Source organism: Pseudomonadota bacterium, from assembly GCA_027620075.1.
Lineage (GTDB): Bacteria > Pseudomonadota > Alphaproteobacteria > Rickettsiales > UBA6187 > 1-14-0-20-39-49.
Genome location: JAQCEY010000001.1, coordinates 518,510 through 530,498 on the forward strand (window position 1 = coordinate 518,510; position 11,989 = coordinate 530,498).

The following is an 11,989-nucleotide window of genomic DNA, read 5'->3' on the forward strand; positions in this document are numbered from 1 at the left end:
TGACCGCAACAACATTATGTTGTAAAAGCTCGCTTCCAATCTCTTTTATGGGGCCTTAGCTCAGTTGGTAGAGCGCCTGCTTTGCACGCAGGAGGTCAGCGGTTCGACCCCGCTAGGCTCCACCAAAACCGAATTGTCATTAATCAACGCCCGAATGGCAGCACGATAGAGGCGGTTTGAAAACCCTCATTTCGCTGATATGCCAGTGGTCTTGTAAATACCAGTTTTAGCAACAATCTTCTGTCTAGAAGGTCGTCAGAATGCCAAAGTTTCTGCGGATTTTCGAGGAAATCAAAAACGGTTTGAAAACTTTCTTCAAAGCTCATGGGACCAGCGCTAAAATTCGCCAGTTTTGCCTCAAGTGATGCTTTTTCAGTTTCCAATTTCATCACTTTTGTTTCATATGCTTTGATAAGCGTTTCGCTTTCGGCTTTTACGATTCGATCAAAGAGCTGCTCAATCTGATGCTCAATATTTTTAATGCTTTGCTGTAGTGCTTCACGGTTTATGCCATTGCCACTTTGTTCATTATCCCAGATATCTTTCACCAGCTTGCGGGTTATATGGGCGGAATGGTTCAAGATCAGTAATCGCCATGGCTTTTTCACACCTCCGGCGATTCTATCTGTGATAATGCCAGAAATTGTTCATCTTGTTTAGTCTTTTTTTGTTCGAACATTTTAATGTACTCCCATCTTGGCATTCAGGCGTGTGACGATTTTAAGCAGTGCGTATGTCCACATCTGCCATGCCTTGGTACGGCCACAGCCGATATCTGTAGATCATGGGATTGAAATGACTCAGAACACTTTATCAAATATAGAGCGTGGTGAACGGATTGTAAGAGATTCCGAGCTGGCAGCTTTTTCTGACATACTTGGCGTTAACCCAACTTGGCTGCTTTTCGGTGATAAGCCACCTAAGTTTGATGATAAGCCTCTTAAAGCAGGAAATTAAAAATGGGTAATTTTACTGAAGCAGACATAAAAACTCTTTTTCCTTCTCATGATAATCTTCCTTTAGGTTAAAATCCTTGTATAGGATTTGTCTGCTAAAGTATAACCACTGCATTTGCTTATAGTTTATTCAATGACGGACAATACTACTGGAGATAAGTTAGAATTTGTCCTTAGAGGCGGGCCGAGTGCAGAAAATGCTCCCGAGGAGCGGCTTCTGCACCTCAAATTGTTGATGGGTTCTTGGGTGAATTTGCAGATAACGTATTGCCATCTTCTTCACGCCCATATGGGGGCGTAGTTGCTGACATTCATATTTATGGAGCTGCAAAAACACTACAGTACTGGCCAGAATCTAATGGATATATTTTAGTAGATAACGAGGTTAATTTTAAAGGGAATAATTTTAAACCTTCTGGACTTGAACCTACCCAACTTTAGCAGACAAATTGGTAGGACTCGTATTACACATAGTTAAACACTCTTAACGTAATATCCTTTTTGGGGTAGTAGGTTCAAAAGTATAGCCACTGCAGTTTTGTAGATAATACTTATTAAATACTAATTAAACGCTTCTTATATGCTAATAGAACAGCTGTTGTTCGATCATTAACTTGCAATTTTTTGAAAATATTTTTTAAATGGAAATGCACTGTATGTTCAGAAGTTCCTACAATATCTGCTATTACACTGTTACTTTTACCCCGACTACACCAAATTAAAACGTCACGCTCTTTACCAGTAAGTACAACATCTTCTATAAAAACGTTGTTATTTTCCAGACTAAAAATATCTGTATATACTAGATGAAATTGGTGTGCTAAAGCATGTAACCTATGCAAGCTACATTTACTAGTATTTGCATCATTTTCGGAACTGGCAAATCCCATTCCTACCACATCATTGTTCATACCGTGAATTGAAACCGAAGCACCTGATTTTATATTTGCATCCTGAGCTTCACGCATCATTTTTACAGAGATTTCGGGTAAAGATATTCTTTCCTCTAATTCCTTCCAACTAAAAACACCCGGTGTTCTTAGTGCAAGCCTATATGTTGGATCAATGTTAATATAATCCTTTTCTAAGTAATGCTTCATCCAGTCATCAGGGTAGCTTCTAATAACACCATGTTTTGCAGTCTCCTTAATAGAAGGCTGTTCCGTCATAAAGCTATAGACAAATTTATCAAATCCTAGGCTAGATATTGCCCTTTCAAATAGACCAATTAGTTTCTCACTATCTTTTAATTGGTAAGATTCATCAATAAAATTATCAACAAGCATTTTTACCTAAATCATACTTTACATTTACTACCTAAACAATTTATAGTTATATAAAACATAATTCAACTTATAGTTTTAATATATTGAGATAACCTCATATTATGAGTGACTTATTATTAAATGATATTGACAAATATATTGGGAAGCGTCTTAGGTTATCTAGGAACTCAATTGGGATGACTCAACAAGAGCTTGCAGAAAAAATAGGGGTCACCTTTCAGCAACTACAAAAATATGAAACTGGATTAAATAGAGTCGGTGGAAGTAGGCTTTATCAGATTTGTAAGATATTAAATGTGGATCCTAATTACTTTTTTGAGGAGATATTACTTAAAAAGAATACAGTTGATTCTACATGTGATAATAATATTGAAGATCAAGCATTATTAAGTCTTATAAAGAATTTTAAAAAAATTTCCTCTCCAGAATTAAGGTCTGTTGTATTGGATTTATCTAAAATAATTGCTAATAATGCTAAATATAAAAAATAAGCAAGAGAAACGATACCAAATAGGTGTCAACGAAAATACAAATTCTATAGCTGGTCTGTCAAGCATTTAGAGGACAACCTTTTTGAACCTACCACCATTCTAGGCCAATCTGTTAAGAGTAATTCACTACTTTTAAGAGGATGAAGCAAATGAGTCGTAATGGATTGGCCACTAAAGTGAGGTAGGTTCAGGCACGGGGATGGCCGTTCCACTTGATATGGGCAGTCATAATTATACCTAAGTAAACCTTCTAGTATGTTATGCTGTCAGAATTTTTGTGCTTTTGGTATAATTTAATAGCTTTTAAAATCCTTGCTGCATACGCACCATTCATAACACGATGATCAAATGCCAGTGTTAGTTTTGAAAGGCCAGAAATAGATTTGCTACCTATAAATAGGGTTGCTATTGCGGGACTAACTACAAATGGTGATGCATCTTCAACTCCAAACCCTGACATATCAGAAATTGATACTGAATGCCTTTTTATAATTTCTTTAGGTTGTTTCTGACGGCGGATCTGGTTGACTTCTAAAATTAAGTGTTTCATGAACTCTTCTTTTTCAAAGTGCAAGCTAGCATCATATACAACTGTTGTAATATTATCATCAGGTAAAGCAACCGCGCATCCTATACTACATGTATTGTGAATTTTCATTGTATTTTCATCAACGTATTCCGCACGAAGCTTTTCAAATTTCTGACTAACCTTTACAATAGATTCTACAATAAATGCAAGTGGTTTGTCAGGCAGTTCAGCAGAAACTGAAACTGATGCTTGAGGCACGGTAAGAGAACGTGTTATAGCAAAATTTAGTTGTTTTTGAGTTTTTGATATAAGCACTGTTTTAAAGCTTAAGTCGAGTGCTTCACTTTCAATACTTTCTTTTAACCAAGCTGGAGCAAGAGATGCTGTGTGAGCCTTAATTTGCTTTAGGGATGGAAGCTTGTTAACAAATGAAATTACATCTTGAAGTCGTATCCGTCCATCTTCGCCTGTTCCTTCTATTTGTTTTAAACTATTTATCGGTATATTATTACGTCGACAATAACCAATAATTCTGGGGCTTAATCCGACTATGCTTGTATTATCCCTATCAGATACTAATACCGGAAATGAAGGTTCAGCACCACTTATTACAGGATTACTCATACACAACGTAGACTCTTCGTTGTTTTTCTCACTTTCAATTTTTATTAGTAATTTTCCTATATCTACTGTATCACCTACCTTACAATAAATGGATTTTATGAATCCACTACTAGGAGACTCAATATCAACCAATGCTTTATCAGTTTCTACACTTAGAAGCACTTCATCCGATAGGACATTATCACCGGAATTTTTGTGAATATGAGCAACCTTAAGGTTCTTAATACCCTCACCAAGCTGAGGTGCGTATAATAAAACTTCAGTCATAGTATCAAAACTTATAAATTAAATAGAAACAAGCTCTCTAGAAGCATTACATACATCCTCAACAGATGGCAATACTGAAAGTGAGGTTTCGTAGTGGAACGGAACATGAACATCAGCACGACTAACAAGTTTTGGAGGTGAAAAAAGATTATCCCAACATTCTGTATCGCATGATAGTTCTGCAATTATAGCCTGTCCGACACTACAGTGCCGAGTCGATTCTTGGACGATTAGAATTCTTCCTGTCTTTTTAATTGACTTTCTTACATGAGATAAATCTAAGGGTGAAAGAGATTGTAAACAAATAAGATCACAATTTAGCTTATAGTTACTTGATAACAATAGTGATGCTTCTTCGCAAAGCTCTATACCATTTCCCCAACTTACAATAGTAATATCATTTCCTTCAGCAAGGATATCATCATGTTTCATTTCATCAATACATCGTTTTCTAAAAAACTGCTTCTTTGGAAGCAATATTACAACAGGGTCAAAACCTTCAACACCCCTATGTATAGCTTCAGACGCTTGCCTTGGGTTTGAAGGCATTACAACTCTTAAGCCGGGCATTTGAGCAAAAAGCGATTCTAAAGTTTGGCTATGCCACATCCCACCTCCTGAAATATATCCTCCACAGGGGGCAAGAAAAACTAAAGGGGATGATTGTCTTCCCGCAGTACGCCAACGCAAGGTAGAAATCTGATTCATAATTTGATTTAATGCAGGACCTGAAAAGTCAACAAATTGAAGCTCAAAGATTGGGAGCAATCCTTCTTGAGACATACCTGATGAAACACCGGCAATTGTAGCCTCACAAAGAGGTGAATTATAAACACGAGAAGGAAAATTTTTCGATAATCCCTTAGTCAAACCAAATACTCCCCCTTTAGGGTCTTCAATATCTTCTCCGAACATAAAAATGTTTGGATCTTTCTTCATTAGATTAGTTAATGTATAATTAATGGCTTCAGCCATATTCCACTCTCTGTCATCAGGTAATGCCTGACATTCTAATTTACATTCCTTAGCTAAAACATTATTAGAAATCCTCGACGGATTTGGATCGGCTGCTTGACTTGCTCTCAAATAAGTTTCTTGTACGTCTTCTTTAATATCATTTCTAATAAAAGAAAGTTCATTATGGTAATTTTCGTCATGATCTTTGATAAGTGTTTCAAGAGCTAATATAGGGTCGGTATTTTTTAGTGAAGCCATTTCGTCACTACTTCTGTATTTACGTTGGTCATCAGAAGAAGTATGAGACATTATTCTTGGACATTTCATCCATATTACTTGTGGCCCCTGTTCATCTCTAGCTTTGCTTATTGCATTTTTGAAACACTCATCGGTTGCAATAATATCTTGCACTTCGGTAAAATTAAATGAGTCTCTTGGTATCATCCGCATTATTGGTAATGTCATCTTATCTGTTGGGGTACTTACTCCATAACCATTATCCTCAACAATCAACACAAGGGGCAGATTTTCCTGTATTGCAAAAACCAAAGCTTCAAGCCATTCACCTTGACGTATAGATGCTTCCCCTGTAATGCAAATGCTTAAGCTATAATCACCTTTTATTTTCTTAGCCCATGCCACACCCGCTGCAGGTAAAGCTTGGAGAGCGGTTGGTGTAGCACAACTTAAAACATTGTATTCGGGGGCGTAAAAATGGCTAGACATTTGAGTACCCCCACTTGAGGAGTCTGCTTTTCCAAAATAATCAAGTGCAAGTTGGTAAAGCGGAACCCCCAAAGCAAGCATTAATGCTTTGTCCCTATAGTGTGGAAAAATTTTATCATTCTTGTCAAGGTAGCCCTTAAGAAGAGCTATTGCCTCATGCCCTGCTCCGGGTAAATGAAACAATCCTTTTCCCTGTCTGAATAATATTGCCTCACGATTCTCAGCCTCTCTTGAGACTAGCATTACTTTATGAAGATCGTAATAGTATTTCTCAAGCTTATTATATTTAGGTTCATTTGGTATAATATTGCCATTGATAGGAAATATTACTGCATTTTTTGATAACATCTTTCCTCCATTAATATACTAATTATGTTTCTTATTTGGACTAAGCACGCTCTCCATTTTTGAAATAATTTCAATAAATTCATTCTTTATTTTAATGTCGTCAAGTAGTGCAAATTTTGCTAAGAATTCCATTGCAGCTAACATGCTTGTATCTATCAAGTATTCATCAAAATACTCTTCATCACATGATTTATTATTTAGCATATAGCTATTTTTACTCCATGAAATAAAGTCAACCATTACAGCTCTAACTAGACGAGATAATTGTTGTAATTTATTTTTCTCTAAATTGAGTGCAATAAAATTAAGTCCGTTCACCGTTTCATTAATGGTATCAAGTTGAGCTTGAGTTAATGATTTGTTATTAATTTCTATTTCCATAATTATGCTACATTCTTTATAATTTGTGATTGTGGAGTGACCTTTAAAACGTTGCCTGTTATATTATTAATGGAACGAATATTTTGTAATATTTCTTCTGAAACTTCCATAAGCCCTGCACGAATATTTTCTTTGTATTCTATTTTATGAGAGCCACCCAGAAAATGAATTGGCCACCCAAAGCGAATGAAGGTGTATTTCCAAAGTCCCGGTGGAGCTATGCCTATATAACTAGAAATTTTATTTGATAATGCATATTCTTGCAAAGCACATAAAAGTTGAGCATGAATATTATAATGCATATCTTTCGGTAGATTTTTATCTACACATAAGCGAGTAGCTTCCCATACATCATCTGATGAGGGTAGCTCCATGTTTTCAACTGTGTATGGCCAAATATCCTTTATCATATATGGTTTTGTTGTTGGGCTAATACGCAAAGACGCACCCACTTTGCCGAAATTATCACGCCATACAAAGTGTACCGCAGCTAGAGTATCATACTGGTCATATTCCATAGAGTCATGACATGGTACATTATACTCCAAACGCTCAACAAACTCTTTATAACGCAAGCGGTGCATGGATGAAATTACATCACCTAAAAGATATGCATTGGTAAGTGAGAAACACTCTATCATTGAAAAGCCTCTTTTTAAGTTGCCTTTCAAAAATGCACTAAATAATCTTTTTATTAAACTACTAGCCTTGGTAGGTTCAATAGATACAGAATAGTACAACTAGTTTTTTTCTATGTCAGCCCTGTTGCATGTGTGCCGATGTCATTTGCCCCTGGTGAGGCATATCAGTTTGACTGGAGTACGGATAAAATAATTATAAATGGTGAAATCGTAACGGTAAAAGTTGCGCATTTTGTCCTGTGCTATTCGCGTAAAAGATTTGTCTATATTTACCCGAACGAGACGCATGAGATGGTTTTTGATGCACATATACGTGCGTTTGAGTTCTTCGGCGGCACTCCGATTCGTGGCACCTACGACAACATGCCGACGGCGGTAAAAAAGGTTTTAGCAGGGAAAGAGCGGGAGTGGAACCCTCATTTTGAAAGTCTTTGTGCGCATTATCGAGTTGAACCGACGGCCTGCAACCCCGCTAGCGGCAACGAGAAAGGCATAGTCGAGCGTCAAGTTAAAATCTCCCGTGAGCAGTTTTTCACACCGATGCCTGAAGGCAGTAGCCTGCAAGAGCTTAATGACCGATTAGCAAGTCAACTTGCCACCTATAATAAAACGCACAAACACCCTGAGTTTAAAGACAAAACGTTGGATGAAGTTTTTCAAAAAGAACAGCCATCACTAGTGTCAGCACCACTATTATTCGATGGCTGCAAGGAGACCAACATCAAAATATCGACCACTTGCTTGGCTCGTTTTGATAGCAATAGTTATAGCGTTCATTGCTCATGTGCAGGCAAAATAGTGCAGTGCAAATCCTATGCTGATAAAGTTGTTCTTTCACTATTGTTAGTGCCAATATTATTAATAGGGTTTGCAACAGGAACAAATGTACCATTTGGATTAGCACTGAAAGACTGTAAGATGGTAGCTCGTGCTGCGACCACCGGCGTCATCTTTTTGTAAGATGCGACGGTCAACCAGGTTCGTGATATCCCTAAGCGCTGTGTCTTGGGAGCATTTGCTAATCTTCGCCCATTTGGATGAGGTTAGCTTTCCTTCAAAACCATCAAGCAAACGATTGATGATAATGTGCTGTCGTTCGTTAAAGGACTCACTGGCGTGTGCATCCCAAAAGCGTGCCTTGGTCAGCACTGCTTCAAGCATTTCATCGGATGCGAGGGTGGCATGCTTTAAGCACTCTAAGAACCATTTAATCCACGGCGTTATATCCAGCGTTCCTTTTTGGCAGCTTTCCAGTACGTCGTAATACGCTTTACGCTCTGTTTGTATTTGCGATGACATGCTGTAAAAACGCTGTTTGCTTCGCTCAGATTGTGCCAGCGTCATATCAGCAATGGCACGTGCAATACGCCCGTTGCCATCATCAAACGGGTGAATGGTCACAAACCAGAAATGTGCTAAAGCCGCTTTGATGACTAAATCCGTTTCAGCTTTAGCGTTGTACCACTGAATAAAACGCTGCATTTCTTTCTCTAAACGGTCGAATGTTGGTGCTTCATAATGCACCTTTTCTTTGCCGAAAGGGCCGGAAACCACCTGCATTGCACCGCTTTTTTCATCGCGCCAATTTCCAACATTGATGCGTTGCATACCGCTGCGACCAGTGGGAAAAAGTGCCGCATGCCAATCAAACAAACGAATTTTGGTAAGAGGTTTGTCGTATTTTTGTGTAGCATCCAGCATCACTTCAACGATACCTTCAACGTCTCGTGTTGCGGGTGTTGATGCACCAATATCCATACCAAGCCTACGTGCGATGGAAGAGCGAACTTGCTCAGTGTCCAGCTTTTCGCCCTCAATTTCAGATGTTTTTATGACATCATGAGTCAGTGTTTGCAGTGTAGCTTCTTCTCTCAAGTTAAAGCCAAGTGCTTCCATTCTTCCCAGTAATTTACCCTGTAGATGCCGCACATCGGCAAGCAGTACGGAGAGTTCCGCCTGATTAAACGTAAAGCTTGGCCAGTCTTTTGATTCATGGATATACATATAATCTCCGCATATTATAAGGAGATTGTAGTTGTTATTCGCCGCATTTGCAAGGTTATTTTCTGCATATCTTGCGGAGAATAGCGTAATTATTCACCGCAAATCATTTTTTAACATTTTTTGCCACAAAAACAACGCTCGCCTTTCGAAATTCGAAAGCTGCTTTTCGATTTGAGAGGCTTTGCTATCTGGATTTTATACGACTAACGTAAAAAGCAAGGTTGCGTGCAAACTCAATCGGGAAGCGTTCCCGTATCGTTGTTTGCATCACCTGATCGTTCTCACGCTGCCGGAACAGCTGCATGATGCCAGGACCATACATCTGCTTGACCGGCTTACGCTCCTTGCCTTTGCGGATGTAGACCGTAGTATTGCTTGACCCGCTGCGACGCGGAGCGATGAAAGCCTTGCTGTAGGTGCGTGTCTTACCATAGACCTTGGCCTTGACCAGCCCACGCTTGCCACCCTTTTGCTGGGTTGGTTTTTTGCTGCCCACCACAAACTCAATGAGCTGCAACGCACGATCACGCGCCACCAGTGTTGCCCACAAACGTTTGAAGGTTGCCTTCTGCGTTTCAATATGCCGCTTCACGCCAGCCTGCCTGCTGTTCATTTGTGGTGCGATGTGTCTGGCACTTGCCACTTTGGCACTCTCTGCCACACGATTCAGCGTGCGTATTGTTGCCTGCGGTGCGACCTGCTTTTCAAGCGTGCTTAAACTCCGACTCAATTACTTGAGATCGTGCTGTATTGTGATGTCAAATGCCATGGTAAAAATCCTAAAATGCTAATTTTAAGTTGTATTCCCAATTCGTTATTATCATTTGCTAAAGTTAATTGCAATGAATTAAGAAGTTTAGCGTTAGTATCAAAGAAAATCTCATGGACATTGCGGTTTGTGCCGTCTGCCAGAGTTAGTTTTGAGATTCTTGTTTGCAGGTTGCCGTTGATTATATCACGGTCGTTATATGGGGTAAGGGAGATTGAAACTATGTTTTGTCCGTCTATCTGCAAAGCAGATAATGGTAGCGCCGAAATCTGGACAGATGAACATATAAGCTTGAAACTTAACCGTTTATCAGTTGAACAGGCGATGCAGGTTATCGGACTTTTAAATCAGAAAGAAAAAGAGCCGTAAACCGCCAAAATATCGCGCCGCCTACGCCGTGGGCATAGGCGGCAACATTAATTCTTCAAAAGAAATTGACTATTTTGTCTATTTTGTCTATAATGGTAACTACATGGAGGTAATTTTATGGATGATATTACGCATATTTCAGCAACCGAAGCTAAACAGTCTTTTGGTGCATTGATTGACAGTGCTCAACACGCACCAGTGATCATTGAGAAGCAAAAACGTGAGATTGCAGCCATTATTTCAATGGCTGATTATGAGCGTTTAACACGTTTAAATCTTGAAGAATTTCAAGAATTCCGTAAAAAAACGGCTCAAAAAGCCAAAGAACGCGGGCTTACCGAAAGTCTCCTTAATGATATGCTAAAAGATGAAAATTAATGCGTTTTGTTTGTGATACTAACGTTATTATAAGTGCTTTGATGATAGGAACGTCGTCTCCTGCAAGAGCCTTGCAGGAGGCTGAAAAAATGGGTTCTGTTCTTTATTCTACAGACGTTTTAGAAGAGATTTCGACGGTTCTTTCACGTCCTAAATTCTCAAAATATATTGACGAAGAGGATATTACTGGTTTTTTAGCGCGTATTCACCGATCATGGCATAAAATAGCCGTTAATTGCGTTATAACCGATTGCAGGGATAGTAAAGACAACAAGTTTCTTGAAGTGGCTGTCAGCGGTGATGCTGATATCATTATATCAGGGGATCAGGATTTATTGACGCTTCATCCTTATCGGAATATCAATATTCTTACTCCTGCTGACTTTCTTAATACTAAATAATCACCGCTCCAACTTATAGCCTGTATCAGGCTCAGGCTCTTGTTCCAAGTCTTGTATGGCCTCGGCGTTTTGGGCTTTTTGCTTAAATTCTTCGCGTAGCTTGATGAAATCCTGCTGGTTAAGGATGCGAACGGATTCCCGTTCTTGCTCTATTTCGGGCTTATAATCTGGCTTTTCATCTTTGCTCCAACTTCCAGAATATTGGTGTTCAGGCGGCGTTTCGCTTGCTTCATTTTGTTCTTTGCCAAAGCCTAAAAAATGGCCGATGCGTTGGAAGATAGACAGATTGGATTCTGAAACATGTGCTGGCGCGAGCTCTTTTTCCTTTTTGTCGGTAAAATTGGCGCTTGCAAATGATTTAAATCCCAGCATCGGCCGGACAATTCGTTTTATAAACCTATGGTCTCCTTCAATCCGATTATTCAGATATTTGTTCTGCCTTATCTCAATTTCAGCCTCTTTATTCAGCCCCAACCTTTATTAACTGTTAGTAATTGGTTTAATTGCTTTGGCTCAGCTTCAGCTACGGCGCAACCGGTGGCCCTATGTTTATGACCGATGTGGTGGCTAGCGTTTCGGGCTATGAGCAGTGCAACAGCAAATGGAGCCAGTCCCGCGCTAAATATAATGTGGCATCGGGCATTAAAACCGAAAGCCGGTGGGCAGCACTGATTGCTTTTTTCCGTGCGCGGCGTGGTAAGGCGGTGGGTTTCCGATTCAAGGATTGGAGCGATTATAAGGCTGAAAACGTTCAAATTGGCGTTGGCGATGATAGCACCACTGAGTTTCAGTTGGTAAAGCTCTATCCGTGCATTTGAGTTCTTTGGAGGCACTCCGGCACGAGGCATTTATGATAATATGC

At 39.3% G+C, this 11,989-nt stretch carries 16 protein-coding genes, 1 tRNA gene and 1 pseudogene; 9 read left to right on the forward strand and 9 right to left on the reverse strand.

What is annotated here, in order from left to right; translation table 11 throughout:
* The first annotated feature begins 49 nt into the window (after window positions 1–49).
* Window positions 50–125: transfer RNA gene (locus O2942_02685), tRNA-Ala, on the forward strand.
* A gap of 18 nt (window positions 126–143) precedes the next feature.
* On the opposite strand, the gene O2942_02690 is transcribed toward O2942_02685, so the two are convergent.
* On the reverse strand, window positions 144–581 hold the full coding sequence (locus tag O2942_02690) for a hypothetical protein (GenBank protein MDA0781156.1): 438 nt from the start codon (window positions 579–581) through the stop codon (window positions 144–146).
* A gap of 130 nt (window positions 582–711) precedes the next feature.
* On the opposite strand from O2942_02690, the gene O2942_02695 reads away from it, so the two are divergent.
* Together O2942_02695 and O2942_02700 are read left to right on the forward strand one after the other, a co-directional pair.
* Window positions 712–957, forward strand: coding sequence for a helix-turn-helix transcriptional regulator (locus O2942_02695; protein ID MDA0781157.1), 246 nt, complete (start codon window positions 712–714; stop codon window positions 955–957).
* A 242-nt stretch (window positions 958–1,199) separates the two neighbouring features.
* The gene (locus O2942_02700; GenBank protein ID MDA0781158.1) at window positions 1,200–1,397 is read left to right on the forward strand and encodes a hypothetical protein; all 198 of its coding nucleotides are present in this window, start codon (window positions 1,200–1,202) and stop codon (window positions 1,395–1,397) included.
* A 113-nt stretch (window positions 1,398–1,510) separates the two neighbouring features.
* Here O2942_02700 and O2942_02705 read toward each other — a convergent pair whose 3' ends face one another.
* The gene (locus O2942_02705; GenBank protein ID MDA0781159.1) at window positions 1,511–2,242 is read right to left on the reverse strand and encodes a LuxR family transcriptional regulator; all 732 of its coding nucleotides are present in this window, start codon (window positions 2,240–2,242) and stop codon (window positions 1,511–1,513) included.
* Between the two features lie 101 nt (window positions 2,243–2,343).
* On the opposite strand from O2942_02705, the gene O2942_02710 reads away from it, so the two are divergent.
* Window positions 2,344–2,733, forward strand: a complete 390-nt coding sequence (locus tag O2942_02710) for a helix-turn-helix transcriptional regulator (protein ID MDA0781160.1) — start codon at window positions 2,344–2,346, stop codon at window positions 2,731–2,733.
* A 250-nt stretch (window positions 2,734–2,983) separates the two neighbouring features.
* Here O2942_02710 and O2942_02715 read toward each other — a convergent pair whose 3' ends face one another.
* The 4 genes from O2942_02715 to O2942_02730 are packed head-to-tail and all read right to left on the reverse strand — an operon-like array spanning window position 2,984 to window position 7,305.
* The gene (locus tag O2942_02715) at window positions 2,984–4,153 is read right to left on the reverse strand and encodes a 2-oxo acid dehydrogenase subunit E2 (GenBank protein MDA0781161.1); all 1,170 of its coding nucleotides are present in this window, start codon (window positions 4,151–4,153) and stop codon (window positions 2,984–2,986) included.
* An 18-nt stretch (window positions 4,154–4,171) separates the two neighbouring features.
* Window positions 4,172–6,184, reverse strand: coding sequence for a thiamine pyrophosphate-dependent enzyme (locus tag O2942_02720; protein MDA0781162.1), 2,013 nt, complete (start codon window positions 6,182–6,184; stop codon window positions 4,172–4,174).
* Between the two features lie 18 nt (window positions 6,185–6,202).
* Window positions 6,203–6,565, reverse strand: coding sequence for a hypothetical protein (locus O2942_02725; protein ID MDA0781163.1), 363 nt, complete (start codon window positions 6,563–6,565; stop codon window positions 6,203–6,205).
* Window positions 6,566–6,567: 2 nt separating this feature from the next.
* Window positions 6,568–7,305: a GNAT family N-acetyltransferase gene (locus tag O2942_02730; GenBank protein MDA0781164.1), complete on the reverse strand. Its 738-nt coding sequence runs from the start codon at window positions 7,303–7,305 to the stop codon at window positions 6,568–6,570.
* 39 nt (window positions 7,306–7,344) lie between these two features.
* On the opposite strand from O2942_02730, the gene istA reads away from it, so the two are divergent.
* Entirely contained in the window at window positions 7,345–8,166 is an 822-nt protein-coding gene (gene istA, locus O2942_02735; protein ID MDA0781165.1) for an IS21 family transposase, read from the forward strand.
* Here istA and O2942_02740 read toward each other — a convergent pair.
* Together O2942_02740 and O2942_02745 are read right to left on the reverse strand one after the other, a co-directional pair.
* Window positions 8,104–9,210: a Fic family protein gene (locus tag O2942_02740; protein MDA0781166.1), complete on the reverse strand. Its 1,107-nt coding sequence runs from the start codon at window positions 9,208–9,210 to the stop codon at window positions 8,104–8,106. The two genes, istA and O2942_02740, sit on opposite strands and share 63 nt — an antisense overlap.
* A 184-nt stretch (window positions 9,211–9,394) precedes the next feature.
* Window positions 9,395–9,940: a phage tail protein gene (locus tag O2942_02745; GenBank protein MDA0781167.1), complete on the reverse strand. Its 546-nt coding sequence runs from the start codon at window positions 9,938–9,940 to the stop codon at window positions 9,395–9,397.
* Window positions 9,941–9,994: 54 nt separating this feature from the next.
* On the opposite strand from O2942_02745, the gene O2942_02750 reads away from it, so the two are divergent.
* The 3 genes from O2942_02750 to O2942_02760 all read left to right on the forward strand — a co-directional run bounded on the left by O2942_02750 (window position 9,995) and on the right by O2942_02760 (window position 11,127).
* Entirely contained in the window at window positions 9,995–10,348 is a 354-nt protein-coding gene (locus O2942_02750) for a hypothetical protein (protein MDA0781168.1), read from the forward strand.
* 117 nt (window positions 10,349–10,465) lie between these two features.
* Window positions 10,466–10,726 carry a type II toxin-antitoxin system Phd/YefM family antitoxin gene (locus O2942_02755; protein MDA0781169.1) on the forward strand — a complete coding sequence of 87 codons (261 nt, stop codon included), beginning with the start codon at window positions 10,466–10,468 and terminating at the stop codon, window positions 10,724–10,726.
* A complete protein-coding gene (locus O2942_02760; GenBank protein MDA0781170.1) occupies window positions 10,726–11,127 on the forward strand; it encodes a putative toxin-antitoxin system toxin component, PIN family in 402 nt (133 codons plus the stop codon). Before O2942_02755 ends, O2942_02760 begins: the two co-directional genes overlap by 1 nt.
* A 342-nt stretch (window positions 11,128–11,469) precedes the next feature.
* On the opposite strand, the pseudogene O2942_02765 reads toward O2942_02760, so the two are convergent.
* Window positions 11,470–11,577, reverse strand: a pseudogene (locus O2942_02765) (DDE-type integrase/transposase/recombinase).
* Window positions 11,578–11,630: 53 nt separating this feature from the next.
* On the opposite strand from O2942_02765, the gene O2942_02770 reads away from it, so the two are divergent.
* A complete protein-coding gene (locus O2942_02770) occupies window positions 11,631–11,945 on the forward strand; it encodes a DUF2460 domain-containing protein (GenBank protein MDA0781171.1) in 315 nt (104 codons plus the stop codon).
* The last annotated feature ends 44 nt before the right edge of the window (window positions 11,946–11,989 follow it).

Excerpts from the sequence above, each read along its gene's own strand:
- O2942_02725 (MDA0781163.1), bottom strand. The coding sequence starts at position 6,565 with ATGGAAATAGAAATTAATAACAAATCATTAACTCAAGCTCAACTTGAT.
- O2942_02755 (MDA0781169.1), top strand. The coding sequence starts at position 10,466 with ATGGATGATATTACGCATATTTCAGCAACCGAAGCTAAACAGTCTTTT.
- O2942_02705 (MDA0781159.1), bottom strand. The coding sequence starts at position 2,242 with ATGCTTGTTGATAATTTTATTGATGAATCTTACCAATTAAAAGATAGT.
- O2942_02710 (MDA0781160.1), top strand. The coding sequence starts at position 2,344 with ATGAGTGACTTATTATTAAATGATATTGACAAATATATTGGGAAGCGT.
- O2942_02720 (MDA0781162.1), bottom strand. The coding sequence starts at position 6,184 with ATGTTATCAAAAAATGCAGTAATATTTCCTATCAATGGCAATATTATA.
- O2942_02740 (MDA0781166.1), bottom strand. The coding sequence starts at position 9,210 with ATGTATATCCATGAATCAAAAGACTGGCCAAGCTTTACGTTTAATCAG.
- istA (MDA0781165.1), top strand. The coding sequence starts at position 7,345 with ATGTCATTTGCCCCTGGTGAGGCATATCAGTTTGACTGGAGTACGGAT.
- O2942_02715 (MDA0781161.1), bottom strand. The coding sequence starts at position 4,153 with ATGACTGAAGTTTTATTATACGCACCTCAGCTTGGTGAGGGTATTAAG.
- O2942_02760 (MDA0781170.1), top strand. The coding sequence starts at position 10,726 with ATGCGTTTTGTTTGTGATACTAACGTTATTATAAGTGCTTTGATGATA.
- O2942_02750 (MDA0781168.1), top strand. The coding sequence starts at position 9,995 with ATGCTAATTTTAAGTTGTATTCCCAATTCGTTATTATCATTTGCTAAA.